This window comes from Bradyrhizobium sp. 191 (genome assembly GCF_023100985.1).
In the GTDB taxonomy this organism is placed as follows: domain Bacteria; phylum Pseudomonadota; class Alphaproteobacteria; order Rhizobiales; family Xanthobacteraceae; genus Bradyrhizobium; species Bradyrhizobium diversitatis.
In genome coordinates, this window is sequence record NZ_CP064692.1 from 7,693,582 (window position 1) to 7,708,619 (window position 15,038).

A 15,038-nucleotide genomic window follows, 5' to 3' on the forward strand; every position below is an offset into this window, starting at 1 on the left:
TCGGGTGTCAGGCGCTCGCGGCTTCCGCAGCGAGCGTCTTGGCGTAATCTTCCGGCTTGATGCCGAGCAGGCGCGCGGACTCGAGCTGCGCGGCGTTCAGCGACGGAATGCCGTCCTTCGCCGGCGGCTCGATGGTCAGCGTGGAATTGCTGCCGAGCTTCGGCAGCGCGCCGATTTCCTTCTCGACGGCGGCGGCGCCTTCCGGGCTCGCGGCGTGACGCGAGATGTAGTGCTCCCGCATCGGCTTGACGCCGACGCGACCTTCGCGGATCGCGTTGTCGATGAAGGCGGTGGCCTTCTCGGTCGCGGTCGCGGTCAGCGCGGTCTGAAGCCTGCCGCCGAGATCCTTGATCTCGCTTTGAAGCGCCGCGATCGTGGCGGCGCCGTTGTCCTTGCCGGTGGTCGCAAGCGTGGTGACGGTCGTGATGATGGTCTCGCTCGTGGCATCCGCATTGAGGCCCGCCGCCTTCGCGATCGACTGCATGGCGGTGCCGGTGCCGCACATGTCCTTGACCTTGGCGACGACCGAGCCGGCATCGGCTTCGTCACCGAGGCCGAGCAGCTGGCGGAGCTGGGCGAGAAGATCCATGGAATCACTTCCTTCTGAATTGAGCGCAGCCATGCCGCGCAGGTTGGGCAGGTTGGTGAGCGAGACCCGCGGCAGATCCAGCACGACGCCGTTCTTGTCGTGGATCAGCACGGGCGAGATGAAGCGATAGGCGCGCTCGGACATCAGCGCGGTGCCGGCGCTCGACCATTCGGGCTGGCCGTAGATGCCGTCGGCGCGCACTTCCATCGCCGTGATCCAGCCGCGCGCAGGTGCCGGACGGCCTTCGGGTGCGGCCAGATCGGTGGCGTGGTTCTCGTCGATCGGGATGCGACCACCATGCGCATTGAGCGAAGCGGCGACGAGCTTGCCGGCGTCAGCGATGCGATACGGGCCTCGGCCGTCGACGGTGCTGACGAGTCCGCCGGCGCCGATCGGCACCAGCATGATCCAGTCCGCGGCGGCGTTGCCTTCGGCGTTCAAGGCGATTTCAACGCCGACGCCGCGCACCAGGCTGGGCGCCTGGCTGTGCGCCAATGCAACGAACAAAGCTGTGCTTGTGTTTTGTCCCGACATGCGACCACAATGGCCGCAGCGACGCGGTGTTCGTAACCCTGACACGTGTCAGGGTGCGGAATTCGAAGCCGCCGCCGTAACAGTTAGCGCAACGCTCGCCCTCAACGCTGGAGCATTGCGCGATGCCAACTCAGATCCTCGCTGTGGGTTCTTCCGCCCTGGACTCGGCCGACCAGGTCGTCTCGGCCGGAACGCCTCTCACGGTCTGCCTCAAGGATGCAGGCGGTCCCACGCTCGACCCATCAGCCAGAGTAGACATCCTCCTGAAGGACGATGCCGGCCAGTACTTTCAGGTGGACTCGCTCGTCGCGACGACCAGGCCCGCCTTGATGATCGTTGCGCCTGGCACGTACCGCTTTAGTCGGCCTGCCGGTGCTGCGTGCGGTGTCTTCAGTGGCTAAGCCGACGCAGCTGCTGACACGATCACCGATCCAGCCGATCGCGGCTGTGCCGGCGTGGTCGACTGACCTTGGGGGAGTGGGCGGCGGCGCTTTGCGCGGCGACATGTGGATCGATTTCACCACGATGTCGGATGGTGTGCCCGGCAACGCTCAATCGGGCGAGAAGCTCTACCTCGATTACGCCGGCGTCGGCAATGCGACCGTGCAGGACGGCGCACTTATCGTCCCCACCGCTTCGGCAACCTACAACACCCTCAAGGGCCGGGAGGAGATCAAATCAGCGCTCTCGGATGTGTCGTTCAGCGACACAAACGATGTGATGGCGCTGATCGTGACGCCCGGCGAGGGACAGCCGGCGGTAGGAACGACGTGCATCCATCTTTCCTTCAGTCCGTCCGCATGGGTGCTGTCCTATTTCAGCGGGCTGGAGAAGGTCGACGAGCAATCCGGTAGCTTCCCGAACGCGACCTATGGTTCCAAGACCCGGATGGGTTTTGAACTCGTCCCTGGCTCCGGCTTCTACATCACCGTTCCCGACAGTCGGTTCGGTACTCGGTCGTCGTTCATTTCCGCGCCGAACACTGCTTCGCGTGGCAACCACTGCATCATGTTCGAGCACTACCGAAACGGTGGCGGCGTGCCCGGTGGCAAATTCTTCGGCGTGGCCGCGAACGTCTTTGCCAACCCGACCGCGGCGGGACGCAGCAACTTGCTCGTCGGGTCGAACAACCTGGCTGACGCCGCGTGGTCGAAATTCCTGACCGGCCCGACGTCGGATCAGCCCGATGCCGATGGCGGCATGCTCGCCGAAAAGATGATGGAAGGTGCGGCAAACCAGTTCCAGTTCTTCTACCAGGGCATTTCCAAGTCCGCCGCTCCTGTGCGCTATACGCATCGTGCCAAGGTCAAGTTGATCGGGCGAGACTGGGCGAGCTTGATCACCAAGAACGCCAGCTTCACGGACCTGTCGCCGCGCGACTATAACCTGACGACGCAGGCGCTCGGCGCCAGCCAGGCCGGTTTGGCAACGGATCGGTATTCGATGCTTTACCCGCTCGGCAATGGCTTCTTCCAAATTCAGGAAGATTTCACCTCGGACAGCACGAACATGATCTACCCGGCCTTCGGCGTCGCCAAGGCTGACGGCGGCAACGTGAGCGGATACGCCGGGGACATCACCAAGGGGATGTTGGTCTACGACGAGTGGCTGATCGCGCGGCCGACTTAACCGTCACTCCCTTCAGGGGTGCAAAAGGCGTTCCGTTTCCCGATACATGGCAAAGAACAAATCGTGCCAAGGCGACCGAAATTTCGCGAACGCATGATTGCCCGAAGAACGGAGCAGCAACTCAGGTGAATCGCGTCACCTTGGCGGCTGCAATCCAGGTGATCTGAGCCAGTCGCTCAAATGGGCGCCGGTCTCGGCTAACCGGGCTTTCCTGAGCAGCGCTTCCCGTTCGGCTCCCGCGGGCAATTGGCTGGCCTGCTCCTTCAGCTTAGCCGCATTGTCGGCCAATCGTTCTTCAAGGGAGCGGGTCTGTTTCACTCGACGGCGTTTCGCCATGGTGACGTTCCTTGGAACCTGACCCCCCAGCCATAACGGGTTCGGATCGACTTGGTTCCGTCGCGGGAACGGTCATGGCTGCGTCAATTTTCTCCGGATTGATGGGGACCTCTGTCAAATCGGCCTCGGCGCCTCTCGGCGGCTTCGGCCAGCTTCATCCAGTCGCCAGCGAGCCGCAGCCATGCTTCCGCTGCATCTTGGCTCACGGCCTTCTCGGCTTGCTGGCGGCATTCTTCCGCCTGTTCGCGGAACCGCACTACGTCTTCTTGGCTCATCAAGCCGAGATTGCAACAACGAGCGATACTCGTCCATTCCCCTTAGGACGGACGATGTATCTACCTCGGCTCACCGCGCCATCGAGAGGACAGTAAGTAGCCCGACAATGGCCAGTGCCCAGCCAGCGCATGCATTACCCACTCTCTGTCGTGTGTCATTGCGTGAGTCCGTTGCTCGAATGCCTGGCAGTACTCACCTCAACGGCACTGCGCCCGTTGATCCAGATCAAAAGTCTCGGTCCACTCCCTCAGGGCTGACCCGGACTCCCGTCGACTCCCTACTACCTTGAGCGCTTCGCGGCTTCGGCCACCTCGCGGCGAACTTGCGCGTCGATCCGATCGCTGAGCTCAAGGAGTGGCTTCAAGAACTCGACCCGGAAACGAAGGTAATCGTAGACCTGATCGATCAGGATATAGGCAACGGGCCTAAAGACGTCCCAGATCTCAACCAAATAGCCGTCGCCGGGCACTCGGTAGACGTCAAAGCGATCGCCTTCGTTGCCGAACTTGTCGACGTGCTCGCATCCGACGCTCGCGAGAGCCTTCTCCCAATCATCCGCATCAGCGGCGCCTGCCTTGTCGAGCCACCCCGGAATCTCCTCCAGGAGTTTCAATTGCCCGCCGGAGTATTGAAGCATCGTCTTACCCAATGTTGCCATGGCTGTCCCTTTCGATTCGCCGAGAACGAAGAGTGACAGAGATCGCGGCGATGCGCGGCCGGCAATATCCAGTTTTCCACGGAGCGCGATCAACGGAGCGGCTTCGCCGGGAGTTTCACCATCGCCGTTCCCGGCGCTTCGCTGTGGAGCGCCCGCATCATCCCGATCCGCGCCATCATCGTCGGTCCGCCGCGTTCGGCGACCAGGAGCAGCACCTCGGTCGCCGCCTGCCATTCCGGCCGCTTCTGGATCTTCGCCGGCAGCGCGGTGATGTAGTTGCCGGCATCGAGCAGCGTCGTCAGCTCCCGGCCATCGGGAAGCGGGATGGGATCGTCGAAGCGCGCCGACCACCCCATCAGTGCAGCGAGGCTGGCTGACAGGTGTCAGGGTGGCATGGCCTCGCGCGCGCGCGGATGATCCGCCGCTTGCAACGAGAGGCCGCCGCATGACCCTTGCCGAGATCGTCGACCCGCCGCCGCCCATCCATCTGGTTCACTGGCACGGCTCCTGGATGCATCTTCGTGACAAGCGCGTCGTCGCCATCAATGCCCGTGGCGAGGTGTCAGCCCTTCGCCCGGGCGCGGTATTTCGCCCGGGCTTCCTCGACGAGGGCATCAAGGCTTGCCTTGGTGTGCTCGATGGCCGCCTGCGCGACCAGGGCTTCGAGGCTCTCGCGCTGCTCGCGGCGACGGAGACGGCCGAACCGGATGGAACGTCCGTCGCGTTTGCGCCCCACGTGATCAAGCTCGACCCTCACATCAGGACGCCGTTCGTCAGCAACTAGTTCGTCAGTCGCCGTCGAAGCCGCTCGCCGCTTGCAAACGAGAGACCCGCCATGACCCAGCCCGGCTCCAAGTTCACCGTCATCGTTCCGAAGCTAACCCTTGATCTCGATGATCCCGTTCAGCATCGTGACCACGAATTGGGTCGCCTTCGCCTCGTCGTCGATCGGCGCGACGATGTCAGCATTCTTGAGGGCAGCTACGATCGCCCGGTGAATCTCGGCCGCGACTAGCGGACCGGCCTTGCGGCTGATCTGGATGATGGCCTGCTGGTAGCACTGCATGAACAGCATCATCACCAGCCGTTGTTGCGCGGCGGTGAGGTCTGCCGTGAATTCGAATTGCTCTTTCATCGTCCTGGTCCTCTGGTTTGTCGGGCCGTAACCCGCGAGGGCGAAGGCCGATCATGCGCATATTGCCGCTCGCGGCTCAGCCTATACGCCGGGTCGGTGGCATAGCGTTCGGCGTCGCCCCGCGCTTCCGGGGTGAAGTGGTGCACCGGGATGCCGTTGCAGGTGACCGTCCACCAGGTGGGCGGCGGGCCGTAGGGCTCAGCCTTCATCGGCACCACCTCATAGGCCTCGTTGGGGTCGCGGTCGGGGATGATGGGCATGGCTAGGGTCCTCTGGGGGCGTGAAACACCCGGCCTGCCCCGGCGTAGCCTTCGGCGAAGCCGGGTTTCCCGTGAAACAACCGGCCGGGCGGCTCTGGGGGCAAACCGTCCGAGCATCACCCTCTTGAAACGGCCGCCACCGGGCAGAGGCCCTTCAATTTCCACTTAAACGATTCCGTCCGGTACCGATGTGCCCCCGGGACTAAATCTGCATGGGCGGGCTTCCTAGTGGGTCGGGCCTTTGCGAGGTTCAGCAGGCTTCGTCGCCGCTGGCCCACCTCAGCACCTTTCCAGTAAGAACGGTCCCGCCATCCACAGTATTGCCAGCCCGAATCGTGAGTGTGGACCCTGTGCCCGTTCGCTGGATCTTCGCCGCGAGGTAATAATTGCGAGCACCCAGATTGATCAGGGAGAACGTGGTCTCACCATATCCCAGATCCGGAAACAGGTCCGTGTCTACGGCATAGGAGGCATAGGCGTTGATGTTACCGGCCATGCACCGACGCGCGCTGCTGGAAACCCTGCGATAGATCTCCTGGTAGTTTTCTGTGAAGGATCGGACCGTCGGCTCCGCCTTTTGCTCCAGCTGCGCTGGCGTGCTGGAGCACGAGGCCAGCGCTGCCGAAATCAATGCCGCGCCAATGAAGCGATATCCCTTCAAGTCCATTTTGTTGCCCCCGCAAACTGCTACTTTGTTGCTCCCCGTTGCGGCCGAGCCGATGGTCGCGCAGGCTTTGCGCGAGCAATATGTCTCGCCTGCCGCGCTGGAATGATCGCGACCACCTCGCTAGCCCACACAATTCGCGCACCAACGATCGGCCGCGCGTTCGTGCTCTCCAGCGTGTAAAGGTGAGGCTTCGGGCCAGGCATCAGTCGCTTCAGGTATCGCTTGTTGTCCGCCGTTCGAACCGCAACCACCTCACCCAGCAAGCTCGAGGTGGCAATTCCCTTGTCGCGATAGACGACCACAACGGTGTCGGCGTCATATGTCGGCAGCATCGAGTCTCCTCGCACTCGAAACCCAACGACATCGTCGTCGAGCTGGAGCGGGAGATCGACCTGCTCTAACCCATCAGGGGGAACGCTTTCGTACTCCGGATCGATTTCAGCCCCAGCGCCGATGAACCCCATGATCGGCACTCTGGTCCGCGTCTGCGAATCTATGCCGGCGATGCCGCGCCTAACTGCTAGAGCGCGAATTCGCACCATGCTGTTGCCCATGGGCTCGCGCTCGCCGCGCATCCACCGGGAAACGGTGGGCTGATTCGTCTTCAATGCCTCGGCCAACTCGGCCTGAGTCATGCCGTCTTCGACGAGCTGTTTGAGAACGGTCGGAACATCCATTCCCCAATTATACCTATTGGAATATTCACAGCCTAACACCAGGCGGCATTCTTTTAACTTTACATTTATGTCATTTGGTATATGCCAGTTGGCATGAACCAGATGCTTCGCATCCGCCGGAACGTCTTCCGGATCACCCAGATCGAGATGGCCGAGATCGCCGGCGTCAAGCAGCCGACGATCTCGCGCTGGGAGCGCGGGTTGCGAAAGCCCGACCTCAGCCATCTTCAACGCATCCGCGCCGAGGCTCGCCGCCGCAAGCTGCGATGGGACGACGGCTGGTTCTTCTCGGCTGAAGGAGAGCGCGCTGCATGATCGCTTCATCGTCAGTGCCGCCGCGCTTCGCGGCCGTGAGCCGGCCCACCGCGCAATTCCTGCAAGACGCTCGGCAGCGCGCTGCGCGGCAGTACGAGGCTGCGCACCTTGCACCGCGCACCGTGGCCGTTGCCGGGCACGTCCACCCAGAACACCACGCGCAGCCAGTCTTCGTGGTCCTGCACGTCGCAGCCGGAGGCGAAGTCGTCACTGAGCCCGTTGGGGTCGAGCAGCGGTCGTCGGTTGTCGGGGCGGCGCGCCATGAAGAACTCCTGAACAATCTTTCCGGCGCCCGTAATTCTACCGGCCTCGCTGCGCGGCGAGACTCAGAAACGCGCTCGCGCCTTGAGTCGACGCGGAGGCGCACATGAGCCACGGGCCGCGCTCCGCTTTCGATCCCGACGCCAATGTCGAAGTCACGGTCGACCTGATCGCCGTGAACCGCTTCCACCTGGTGGTGCGCGACCGCGCTGACGGGCGGGAGCACGCGCTCGCCTATGACGGCATCGCCATCGGCGCCAATGACGAGGGCGACGCCTACACGCTGATCATGCCGCGCGTGCTCGCGAGGATGCAGGGGTTTTGCGAATGAGCACGCGCACCGCCCTGCATCTGCGCTGCCTGGTCGCGGTCGCCGTGCTCACCGTCGCCGGACTCACGCTGATCGCCGCAAGCGCGCACGACCAGCGTCGCGCCGCCGGCGTCGTGCGTGTGCAGCCCGCCGTCTCGATCGCGACGGTGCGGCCATGACGAAGCACTGCATCACGAGGATGGATGGACCGCGGCAGCGCTTCTTCACAGGTCGCTTCGCCAACACCTGCCGCTACGCCACCGTCCAGCTGTTGCCATCGCCGAAGACGACCGGCCGACACGACAAGGCGCAAGCCTACGACGACCAGCACGTTGCGCGGCTCGTCTGCGATTACCTCAACATCGTCACCAGTGCCGCGATCGGCCTTAAGCCTTGGGCCATCATGCCGCTGCCGGAGGGTCGCAGGTGAGTCGGCGCCGCGACGAGCTGGATATTCTTGCGCCGGTCGTCGACCGCTTCGATGCCGAGCGTGTCCGCTCGCCGAAGGTGGCCAGCCGGATCTCGCAAGCGGTCGCGGCAGCAATCAAGGATTCTGGCCAGTCACGTGAGCAGATCGCCGCCGGTATGGCCGCCTTTCTCGACGAGAGCGTGACGCCAGGCACGCTCTACCAGTATTCGTCGGAAGCGAACCTGAAGAACAACATCCCGGCGCACCGGCTGATCGCGCTCGCGATGGTGACCGGCGATGCCCGCGTGCTCAACGCGGCGCTCGAAGGCACGCCTTTCGTCGCCATCAAAGCCAAGTACGAGCCGCTGCTCGAACGCGAGGTCCGCAAGGAGCAACTCGCCGATCTGCTCAACAACCGGATCGAGATCGCCGACGCACAATGGAGGGCCAGCAAGTGACGACGCTACTTCTCACCACCGCGCAATACAGCGCGCTCTCGAACGCCAAGCAGGATCATCTCCAGGCTCTCTTCCTGTTCTCCAATCGCTGGCGCGTCAACCGAACGTCACCGCTATGGCATGCCCCGACGGTCATCAACCAGCTGGTCGCAGCCGGGCTGATGCGGCGCATCGGGGCAAAGCGGGTCCAGATCACGGAAGCCGGTTATGACGCCATCGACTTCCACGAGCAGCGCCGCCAGCGGGTCAAGCTGCCGGTCGGCGCCAAGACGTTGAAGCAGCTCGCCGCCGAGGCCAACGAGCCCGTGCCGGAGATCACGCACAACGCCGATGGTTCGATCGAGTTTAATTGCGCCGGCTGCGGGCAGCATGTGTTCCAGGCCGTCGACGACGGCTTCGGCTTCCCGGCCTGCTTCGAGTGCCGCTGGTTCGATGAACATCCGCAGATCCGCAAGCCGGAGATGCGCGCGTGAGCGACGACGCGCGCGCGGAGCCTGCTCCGTTCGCGCTCACGAAAGACCGCCTGCGCTGAACGCGCCGGCGTGGGGATCTGCCCAGCACGGGCACGGGGGAATTTCGGACTGTGAAGATGTTCTTGTCAGCCGCAGAGATCGCCGCAGAGAAGCTGCCGGGCTTGCCCGCCTCGCAGCGCGGCGTCCAGTTTGCGGCAGAACGCGGCGGCTGGCAGACGCGCGCACGGCAGGGCCGTGGCGGCGGTGTCGAGTACGCGCTGGAGTCTTTGCCGGCCGAAGCGCGCGCGGCCTATGTCGGCCGGCACATCGAAGCCGTCGAGATCCCGGCGGCGATGGCGCGCGAGGCCGCGAGCGAACCTGAAGCGGCCAGCGTCAGCGCCGGCGCCGCCGAGGCGCGTGACGCGCGCCTGGCGCTGCTCGGCCAGGCCGAGCGCATCGCGCGCGACGCCGGTGTCGGCCACAAGCGCGCCGATCGGCAGCTCTGCGATCTCTACAACACCGGCCAGCTCGACGTCGCGCCCTGGATCAGGGCCGAGGTGAAGGGGCTCACGCCGCGCACGCTGGCGCGCTGGCGCGCCGCCGCCAAGGCCGGCCACAAGAACAAGCTCGCCGTCGACCGCGCCGCCGCCCGCCGCGGCACCGGCATCCTCGACCGCGCCAATGACGGAAGGTTGCGCGTGCACATGCTCGCGCTGATCGCCAAGCAGCCGCATCTCACCGCGCATCACATTCGCGCCCTCGTTGCCGACGCATTCCCTGAAGTCACCATCGCCGGCAACCAGGTCCCGCTGCCGCCGATCCGCACCTTTCAAGCGGCGTTGAAGAGCTGGCGAACCGCCTTCCGCAACGAGATCGAGCAGATCCGCAACCCCGACGGCTTCAAGAGCAGGATCCGGTTCGCCGCCCGCGTCGCCAACCCGGCGACCCGCCTCAACGAGCTCTGGCAGATCGACGCCTCGCCGGCTGACGTGATGACCACCGAGGGCCGCCGCCAGGCGATCTATGTCTGCGAGGACATCTTCTCGCGCCGCATGGTTGCGCTGGTCACCGAGACCCCGCGCGCCGCGGCGGTCGGACTCCTGATCCGCAAGGCCATCCTCGCCTGGGGCGTGCCGGAGCGCATCAAGACCGACAACGGCAGCGACTTCATTGCGCATACGACGCGGCGCCTGTTCGCCGCCCTCGGCATCGACCACGAGACGTCCGCGCCCTTCAGCCCCGAGCAGAAGGGCCATGTCGAGCGCGCCATCGGTACCCTCCAGCGCGGCCTGATGCGCACGCTCCCCGGCTTCATCGGCCACAGCGTCGCAGACCGTAAGGTGATCGAGAACCGCAAGGCATTCTCCGCCCGCCTCGGCGAGGCCCCGGAGGATACCTTCCAGGTCGCGTTGTCCGCGGCGGAATTGCAAGACCATCTCGACGCCTGGTGCAGCGACGTCTACGGCACCAGGTCGCATGCCAGCCTGAAGGGCCGCACGCCGTTCGAGGTCGCGGCAATGGCCGCCGGCAGCGTCCGCAAGATCGAGGACGTCCGCGCGCTCGACATGCTGCTGGCGCCCGTCGCCGGTAAGGACGGCCTGCGTACCGTCACCAAGACCGGCCTGCGCATCGACGGCAGCTACTACATCGGCGGCTTCCTCGACGTCGGCGACACCGTGATGGTGCGCATGGACCCGACCGACATGGGCCGCGCCTACGTCTTCAGCGAGGACGGCGAGACCTATCTCGGCGAAGCCGTCGCGCCGCATCTCGCCGGCGTCGATCCCGTCAAGGCGATTGCCATGGCCCGTGCCGAGCAGAAGCGGCTGATCAACGAGCGCATGGACGAGGTCAAGAAGACGGCACGCAAGATCAGGGCCAAGGACTTCGCCGGCGCCATCCACCGCCAGGCGCTGCTCGACCAGGCCAAGGCCGGCGGCAAGCTGATCGAGTTTCCCAAGGCGGTCGAAGCGCACGACACCCCGGCGCTCGCCGCGGCGCGCGACGCCCATACCGTCGTCGAACCCACGCACGCACCGGAGATCGCGGCACTGGCCGAGCAGCTCCGCGCCGAGCCAACGATGCAAGGCGCGAACGTGCAGGCGCTGCGGCCGGTCGAGACCGACCATCAGCTCTGGAATCGCGCCCGCGCGATCGAAGCGCGCATCGCTGCAAAGGAATTCGTCGAACCGGACGAGCTGCTGTGGCTCGGCAGTTTCCGCGAAGGCTCTGTGTACCGCGGCTTCCTCGCCGTCTACGGCGCGCTTGATGGCGTCGCCGGCGAGATCGCATCAACCGACGAGGTTGCCTCGTCTTCTTAGAGTCTGTCCGGGATCATGCTGTTTTTTGGCAGAGCTTTCGCAGCATGAGGCGGATTGAGGCGAGGCGCAAGAACGCCAATGCCTTTCGGTTGAGGCACTCCCAATCCTTGGCCAAACGGCGGCAGCGGTTGAGCCAGGCGATGGTGCGTTCGACGATCCATCGCTTGGGCAAGATCGCAAAACTCTTTGCTGTATCGGAGCGCTTGACGATCTCGACGTCGATTTGCCGGAGGATTTTGCGAACGGCGGACTGAAAGATCGGCCCCTGATAGCCGCCGTCAGCATAAAGCTTCAGCAGGAATGGATGCAGGCCAAACAGCGTGGCCATCACCAGCACCCCACCGTCACGATCCTGGATGTCCGCCGAATGCACGAGGGCGTGGAGCAGCAAGCCTTGAGTATCGACTAGGATGTGGCGCTTCTTGCCCTTGATCTTCTTGCCCGCATCGTAGCCATGCGGGTCGATCCACGCCCCCCTTTTTCCGCGCTCTTGACGCTTTGACTGTCGATGATGGCGGCGCTCGGGCTGGGTTCTCGGTTGGCCAATTCTCGACATTGTACATAGAGCGCGTGATGGATGCGATCGAGCGTGCCGTTCCAAGCCCACAAGTCAAAATAGTCGTGCACCGTGCTGCGTGGCGGCAGGTCCTTCGGGATCGCTCGCCATTGGCAACCGGTGCTCAGCACATACATCAGGCCATTGATCACCTCGCGCACATCGACCGTGCGCTTGTTGCCGCCTCGCTTGGCTGGCGCAATCAGCGGCTCCACCAACGCCCATTCCTCATCAGTCAAATCGCTTGGATAGCGTAGCCGGCTTCGGTCGTAACGACCGCGGTTCTCCTTCGTCCACATGGGCGCCCCTTCGAATCGGACCGCCACCCTTGAATCACAAATGATTCCGATGATTCAAGATGTTCCCGGACAGACACTTAGAACCACCAATGGAAGGTCAGGACTCCATGACAAACACAAACGTACAAGGCCCGGTCGCCCTCAAGAACGTCGCTTCCTTCATGGCGATGACGACCAAGCTGATCGAGCGCGCACCGCACCTGCCTGGCTTCGGCGTCTGCCACGGCCCCTCCGGTCTCGGCAAGAGCTGGGCCTCGATGTTCGTGCAGATGAAGGTGAAGGCACGCCGCATCGAGGTCGGAGAGACCTGGACGCGCCGCACGCTGCTGCGACACATCCTCAAGGAGTGCGGCGAGACGGTGCGCAAGAGCTGGAGTGCCTCCGACCTGGCCGAGCTGGCAAAGGCATCGCTCGGCGCCGATACGACGCGCCCGCTGATCGTCGACGAGGCCGACAAGCTGGTCGACAAGAACATGATCGAGGTGATCCGCGAGCTTCAGCAGGAATCCGGCATCCCGATCATTCTGATCGGCGAGGAGAAGCTTCCGGCCAAGCTGCTCACGGTCGAGCGGATGCACAACCGCGTGCTGGACTGGTTTCCGGCTCAACCCTGCGATCTCGACGACACCCGCGTGCTCGCCAACGCTTTCGTGCCGAAGGTGAGGATCGATGACGATCTGCTCGATACCATCCGCCGGCGCTCCGGCGGCCGGGCACGGCGCATCGTCGTCAATCTCGAAAAGGCGGCCGAGTACGCGCGCAACCGCAGCCACAAGGCGCTCGATCTCAAGCTGTGGGGCAGCCAGGATTTCTACACCGGTGAGCCGCCGGCGCAACGCGACATCGAGCAGTTTCCGCGCCGGACGCTGAGGGTCGCCTGATGCACAAGGAGCATTTCCAGGCAGCCCACCTTCCGGTCCGCGTCCCGCGCGGTTACGAAGGCTTCTGGGCGATCATGCTCAAGCTCGACAAGCAGCAAGGCTGCTTCACCGTTGCCGACGTCGACGGCGAAAGCAACGTCTCGGTCAAGTGCATCTCGAAATACCTGACGGCGCTGGTCAACGCCGGCTACGTCGAGGCGATCGGGACCAGGCACCACGCCATCAAGGGCAAGTACCCGACGCCGCTATACAAGCTCTTGAAGCACCCGCCGAAGGCGCCGCGGCTGCGTCCCGACGGCAGTCTGGTGCCGGGCTCGACAGTGCACGAGCAGCTCTGGATTGCGATGCGCAACCTCGCAGCTGGCTTCAACCTGGCTGAGCTGATGTTCGCCGCGACGACGGACGACGTGAAGCCGGACAAGCAGACCGCGGGCCGGTTCGTCCGCCAGCTGCACAGCGCCGGCTATCTCGCTGTCACCCGAACGACGCGGCGCGGCGGTGTCAACGGAGGCGGCGGCGCCGCGGCGTGGCGGCTCAAGCCCGGCATGAACACTGGGCCGCTGCCGCCGATCCTCAAGCACATCAACGGCAAATCGGTCTGGGACCCGAACCTGAAGAAGTTCATGGGCGGCGCGCCGATCGCAAGGGAGGTGAAGTCGTGAGGCATCAGAAGCAGACCTTTGTGCAAAAGGCGCAAGTGGCGTGGGGCGATCCGCTTCCGGACTGGATCGAAGCGATCGCGCGTGACGCCGATCTCGTCGGCGCCAAGTCCGTGTCTCGGACCCTTGGATACTCGCCGGGAATCGTTTCGGCGGTGCTACGCAACAAGTACCCGAACACCCAGGAGGTAGAAGCTGCTGCACGAGCGTCTCTTGGGAACGGACGCCTATGGACCAAAGTACCCACTGCAGCACCTCAAGCGCCCCAACGGCATCCAGGGACCTTTGTCGAGAAGGCGAAGGGTGCTTGGGGCGATCCATTGCCTGACTGGATACAGGCGCTCGCCGAGGAAGCTGACCGCATCAAACTGGCCGGCATTGCGCGCAAGCTCGACTATTCGCAGGCGGCCATTTCGACCGTCCTGTCGAAGAAGTACGCCGGCGACGTCACCCGGATCGAGGGCAAGGTTCGCGGCTTTTTGCTCGGCGCGAAAGTCATGTGCCCCGTCTACGGCGAGATCGGGCGGGACCAATGCCTGGATCTGCAAAAGGTGCAGCCGCCGTTCTCCTCCGAGGCCAGCAGCCGTTGTTATCGCTCCTGCCGCGGCATCGGCGGAATTGCGAAGTGCCCGAACTCGCGCATCACGGACGGTGCACGATGATGGGCGTGACCAGACAACTGCAAGCTCTCTATGAGCGCTTCGACGCCATGATCACCGGCCGCGCGCCGATGACGACCTACGAGGCCGCCGAGTTCAAGCGCGAGCTGCGCTCGGCGATGGCCCGCGTCGGACTGATGGAGCTCGGCATCGCAAACGACACGTTCGACGCGATGGCACAAGCAGCCGAGCTGCCCGCCTCGAACGTGGTGCCGATCGACATGGGCGCCGATGGCGGCCCGAATGTCGTCTCGCTCACCAAGGTGCGGCTCGACCGGATCGTCGCCCGCATCCTCTCAGGTCAGAGGCCGGACGGAGGCGCACTGTGAGCACCGCCGCGGAACTCGTCGAGAGCAGGCTCGCCGCGCAGATCTCTGCGGTCGACGCCGGCGCCGTGGCCGAACAGATCACCGGCCATTCCTCGCACCAGGCCAAGCAGCGCTTCGCGATGCAGGCCTCGACCGTCGATATCATCGCGATGGCGGCCTACCTGCTGCGCCTGCAGGACGTCGCGGACATGACCTACGACATGTTCAAGACCGCCGACCTCATGGACGAGCAGCCGCGCGGCAGCGCCGCGCGCGCCGAGCTGCTCCGAGAAACCCGCGAAAAGATCGCCGTCGTCGGCGCCTCGTTAGAGGCGCTCGGCTTCGGCCGCTCGCCCACCACCGTCCCAACCCAAAGTCAGGAGTAGACC

General features: G+C 64.4%; 24 protein-coding genes. 14 read left to right on the top strand and 10 right to left on the bottom strand.

What is annotated here, in order from left to right; genetic code table 11:
• Positions 1–7: 7 nt before the first annotated feature.
• On the bottom strand, positions 8–1,096 hold the full coding sequence (locus IVB23_RS36125; protein ID WP_247801790.1) for a phage protease: 1,089 nt from the start codon (positions 1,094–1,096) through the stop codon (positions 8–10).
• 363 nt (positions 1,097–1,459) lie between these two features.
• On the opposite strand from IVB23_RS36125, the gene IVB23_RS36130 reads away from it, so the two are divergent.
• A complete protein-coding gene (locus tag IVB23_RS36130) occupies positions 1,460–2,752 on the top strand; it encodes a hypothetical protein (protein WP_247801791.1) in 1,293 nt (430 codons plus the stop codon).
• Positions 2,753–2,887: 135 nt separating this feature from the next.
• Here the strand turns inward: IVB23_RS36130 and IVB23_RS36135 are convergent, their stop codons facing one another.
• From IVB23_RS36135 to IVB23_RS36145, 3 genes are all read right to left on the bottom strand, one after another.
• Positions 2,888–3,088, bottom strand: a complete 201-nt coding sequence (locus IVB23_RS36135; protein WP_247801792.1) for a hypothetical protein — start codon at positions 3,086–3,088, stop codon at positions 2,888–2,890.
• 556 nt (positions 3,089–3,644) lie between these two features.
• Positions 3,645–4,115, bottom strand: a complete 471-nt coding sequence (locus IVB23_RS36140; protein WP_247801793.1) for a hypothetical protein — start codon at positions 4,113–4,115, stop codon at positions 3,645–3,647.
• Positions 4,112–4,378, bottom strand: coding sequence for a hypothetical protein (locus IVB23_RS36145; RefSeq protein WP_247801795.1), 267 nt, complete (start codon positions 4,376–4,378; stop codon positions 4,112–4,114). Before IVB23_RS36145 ends, IVB23_RS36140 begins: the two co-directional genes overlap by 4 nt.
• Before the next feature lie 89 nt (positions 4,379–4,467).
• Here IVB23_RS36145 and IVB23_RS36150 point away from each other — a divergent pair, with 89 nt between their 5' ends.
• Positions 4,468–4,806 carry a hypothetical protein gene (locus IVB23_RS36150; RefSeq protein WP_247801796.1) on the top strand — a complete coding sequence of 113 codons (339 nt, stop codon included), beginning with the start codon at positions 4,468–4,470 and terminating at the stop codon, positions 4,804–4,806.
• 93 nt (positions 4,807–4,899) lie between these two features.
• Here the strand turns inward: IVB23_RS36150 and IVB23_RS36155 are convergent, their stop codons facing one another.
• From IVB23_RS36155 to IVB23_RS36170, 4 genes are all read right to left on the bottom strand, one after another.
• Complete coding sequence (locus tag IVB23_RS36155) at positions 4,900–5,157, bottom strand: hypothetical protein (RefSeq protein WP_247801798.1); 258 nt, start codon at positions 5,155–5,157, stop codon at positions 4,900–4,902.
• Positions 5,154–5,417, bottom strand: coding sequence for a hypothetical protein (locus IVB23_RS36160; protein WP_247801800.1), 264 nt, complete (start codon positions 5,415–5,417; stop codon positions 5,154–5,156). Before IVB23_RS36160 ends, IVB23_RS36155 begins: the two co-directional genes overlap by 4 nt.
• A 250-nt stretch (positions 5,418–5,667) precedes the next feature.
• Entirely contained in the window at positions 5,668–6,084 is a 417-nt protein-coding gene (locus IVB23_RS36165) for a hypothetical protein (RefSeq protein WP_247801801.1), read from the bottom strand.
• A 20-nt stretch (positions 6,085–6,104) separates the two neighbouring features.
• The gene (locus tag IVB23_RS36170) at positions 6,105–6,761 is read right to left on the bottom strand and encodes a S24 family peptidase (RefSeq protein ID WP_247801803.1); all 657 of its coding nucleotides are present in this window, start codon (positions 6,759–6,761) and stop codon (positions 6,105–6,107) included.
• 93 nt (positions 6,762–6,854) lie between these two features.
• Between IVB23_RS36170 and IVB23_RS36175 the strand changes: the two genes are divergently transcribed.
• Positions 6,855–7,076 (top strand): helix-turn-helix transcriptional regulator, encoded by a 222-nt coding sequence (locus IVB23_RS36175; protein ID WP_247801805.1) that lies wholly within the window; start codon positions 6,855–6,857, stop codon positions 7,074–7,076.
• A gap of 11 nt (positions 7,077–7,087) precedes the next feature.
• Here IVB23_RS36175 and IVB23_RS36180 read toward each other — a convergent pair whose 3' ends face one another.
• Entirely contained in the window at positions 7,088–7,339 is a 252-nt protein-coding gene (locus tag IVB23_RS36180) for a hypothetical protein (RefSeq protein ID WP_247801806.1), read from the bottom strand.
• Between the two features lie 104 nt (positions 7,340–7,443).
• Here IVB23_RS36180 and IVB23_RS36185 point away from each other — a divergent pair, with 104 nt between their 5' ends.
• From IVB23_RS36185 to IVB23_RS36210, 6 genes are all read left to right on the top strand, one after another.
• Positions 7,444–7,668 carry a hypothetical protein gene (locus tag IVB23_RS36185; RefSeq protein ID WP_247801807.1) on the top strand — a complete coding sequence of 75 codons (225 nt, stop codon included), beginning with the start codon at positions 7,444–7,446 and terminating at the stop codon, positions 7,666–7,668.
• The gene (locus tag IVB23_RS36190; protein WP_247801808.1) at positions 7,665–7,826 is read left to right on the top strand and encodes a hypothetical protein; all 162 of its coding nucleotides are present in this window, start codon (positions 7,665–7,667) and stop codon (positions 7,824–7,826) included. The genes IVB23_RS36185 and IVB23_RS36190 overlap by 4 nt, the downstream gene beginning before the upstream one ends.
• Positions 7,823–8,077: a hypothetical protein gene (locus tag IVB23_RS36195; protein ID WP_247801810.1), complete on the top strand. Its 255-nt coding sequence runs from the start codon at positions 7,823–7,825 to the stop codon at positions 8,075–8,077. The genes IVB23_RS36190 and IVB23_RS36195 overlap by 4 nt, the downstream gene beginning before the upstream one ends.
• Positions 8,074–8,514 carry a hypothetical protein gene (locus IVB23_RS36200; RefSeq protein WP_247801812.1) on the top strand — a complete coding sequence of 147 codons (441 nt, stop codon included), beginning with the start codon at positions 8,074–8,076 and terminating at the stop codon, positions 8,512–8,514. The genes IVB23_RS36195 and IVB23_RS36200 overlap by 4 nt, the downstream gene beginning before the upstream one ends.
• Entirely contained in the window at positions 8,511–8,987 is a 477-nt protein-coding gene (locus IVB23_RS36205) for a hypothetical protein (RefSeq protein WP_247801813.1), read from the top strand. The genes IVB23_RS36200 and IVB23_RS36205 overlap by 4 nt, the downstream gene beginning before the upstream one ends.
• Before the next feature lie 122 nt (positions 8,988–9,109).
• A complete protein-coding gene (locus tag IVB23_RS36210) occupies positions 9,110–11,287 on the top strand; it encodes a DNA-binding protein (protein WP_247801814.1) in 2,178 nt (725 codons plus the stop codon).
• Between the two features lie 13 nt (positions 11,288–11,300).
• Here the strand turns inward: IVB23_RS36210 and IVB23_RS36215 are convergent.
• A protein-coding gene (locus tag IVB23_RS36215; RefSeq protein ID WP_247801096.1) for an IS5 family transposase occupies positions 11,301–12,142 on the bottom strand; the annotation gives its coding sequence in 2 pieces (ribosomal slippage) (positions 11,301–11,770 and positions 11,770–12,142; 843 coding nt in all).
• Between the two features lie 107 nt (positions 12,143–12,249).
• On the opposite strand from IVB23_RS36215, the gene IVB23_RS36220 reads away from it, so the two are divergent.
• The 5 genes from IVB23_RS36220 to IVB23_RS36240 are packed head-to-tail and all read left to right on the top strand — an operon-like array spanning position 12,250 to position 15,035.
• Positions 12,250–13,023 (top strand): ATP-binding protein, encoded by a 774-nt coding sequence (locus IVB23_RS36220; RefSeq protein ID WP_247801816.1) that lies wholly within the window; start codon positions 12,250–12,252, stop codon positions 13,021–13,023.
• Positions 13,023–13,685: a hypothetical protein gene (locus IVB23_RS36225; RefSeq protein WP_247801817.1), complete on the top strand. Its 663-nt coding sequence runs from the start codon at positions 13,023–13,025 to the stop codon at positions 13,683–13,685. Before IVB23_RS36220 ends, IVB23_RS36225 begins: the two co-directional genes overlap by 1 nt.
• The gene (locus IVB23_RS36230) at positions 13,682–14,344 is read left to right on the top strand and encodes a hypothetical protein (protein ID WP_247801818.1); all 663 of its coding nucleotides are present in this window, start codon (positions 13,682–13,684) and stop codon (positions 14,342–14,344) included. Before IVB23_RS36225 ends, IVB23_RS36230 begins: the two co-directional genes overlap by 4 nt.
• A gap of 5 nt (positions 14,345–14,349) precedes the next feature.
• Positions 14,350–14,670, top strand: coding sequence for a hypothetical protein (locus tag IVB23_RS36235; protein WP_247801820.1), 321 nt, complete (start codon positions 14,350–14,352; stop codon positions 14,668–14,670).
• On the top strand, positions 14,667–15,035 hold the full coding sequence (locus IVB23_RS36240; protein WP_247801821.1) for a hypothetical protein: 369 nt from the start codon (positions 14,667–14,669) through the stop codon (positions 15,033–15,035). Before IVB23_RS36235 ends, IVB23_RS36240 begins: the two co-directional genes overlap by 4 nt.
• The last annotated feature ends 3 nt before the right edge of the window (positions 15,036–15,038 follow it).

Excerpts from the sequence above, each read along its gene's own strand:
- IVB23_RS36155 (WP_247801798.1), bottom strand. The coding sequence starts at position 5,157 with ATGAAAGAGCAATTCGAATTCACGGCAGACCTCACCGCCGCGCAACAA.
- IVB23_RS36225 (WP_247801817.1), top strand. The coding sequence starts at position 13,023 with ATGCACAAGGAGCATTTCCAGGCAGCCCACCTTCCGGTCCGCGTCCCG.
- IVB23_RS36170 (WP_247801803.1), bottom strand. The coding sequence starts at position 6,761 with ATGGATGTTCCGACCGTTCTCAAACAGCTCGTCGAAGACGGCATGACT.
- IVB23_RS36145 (WP_247801795.1), bottom strand. The coding sequence starts at position 4,378 with ATGGGGTGGTCGGCGCGCTTCGACGATCCCATCCCGCTTCCCGATGGC.
- IVB23_RS36135 (WP_247801792.1), bottom strand. The coding sequence starts at position 3,088 with ATGGCGAAACGCCGTCGAGTGAAACAGACCCGCTCCCTTGAAGAACGA.
- IVB23_RS36195 (WP_247801810.1), top strand. The coding sequence starts at position 7,823 with ATGACGAAGCACTGCATCACGAGGATGGATGGACCGCGGCAGCGCTTC.
- IVB23_RS36190 (WP_247801808.1), top strand. The coding sequence starts at position 7,665 with ATGAGCACGCGCACCGCCCTGCATCTGCGCTGCCTGGTCGCGGTCGCC.
- IVB23_RS36165 (WP_247801801.1), bottom strand. The coding sequence starts at position 6,084 with ATGGACTTGAAGGGATATCGCTTCATTGGCGCGGCATTGATTTCGGCA.
- IVB23_RS36150 (WP_247801796.1), top strand. The coding sequence starts at position 4,468 with ATGACCCTTGCCGAGATCGTCGACCCGCCGCCGCCCATCCATCTGGTT.
- IVB23_RS36185 (WP_247801807.1), top strand. The coding sequence starts at position 7,444 with ATGAGCCACGGGCCGCGCTCCGCTTTCGATCCCGACGCCAATGTCGAA.
- IVB23_RS36175 (WP_247801805.1), top strand. The coding sequence starts at position 6,855 with ATGAACCAGATGCTTCGCATCCGCCGGAACGTCTTCCGGATCACCCAG.
- IVB23_RS36180 (WP_247801806.1), bottom strand. The coding sequence starts at position 7,339 with ATGGCGCGCCGCCCCGACAACCGACGACCGCTGCTCGACCCCAACGGG.
- IVB23_RS36160 (WP_247801800.1), bottom strand. The coding sequence starts at position 5,417 with ATGCCCATCATCCCCGACCGCGACCCCAACGAGGCCTATGAGGTGGTG.
- IVB23_RS36220 (WP_247801816.1), top strand. The coding sequence starts at position 12,250 with ATGACAAACACAAACGTACAAGGCCCGGTCGCCCTCAAGAACGTCGCT.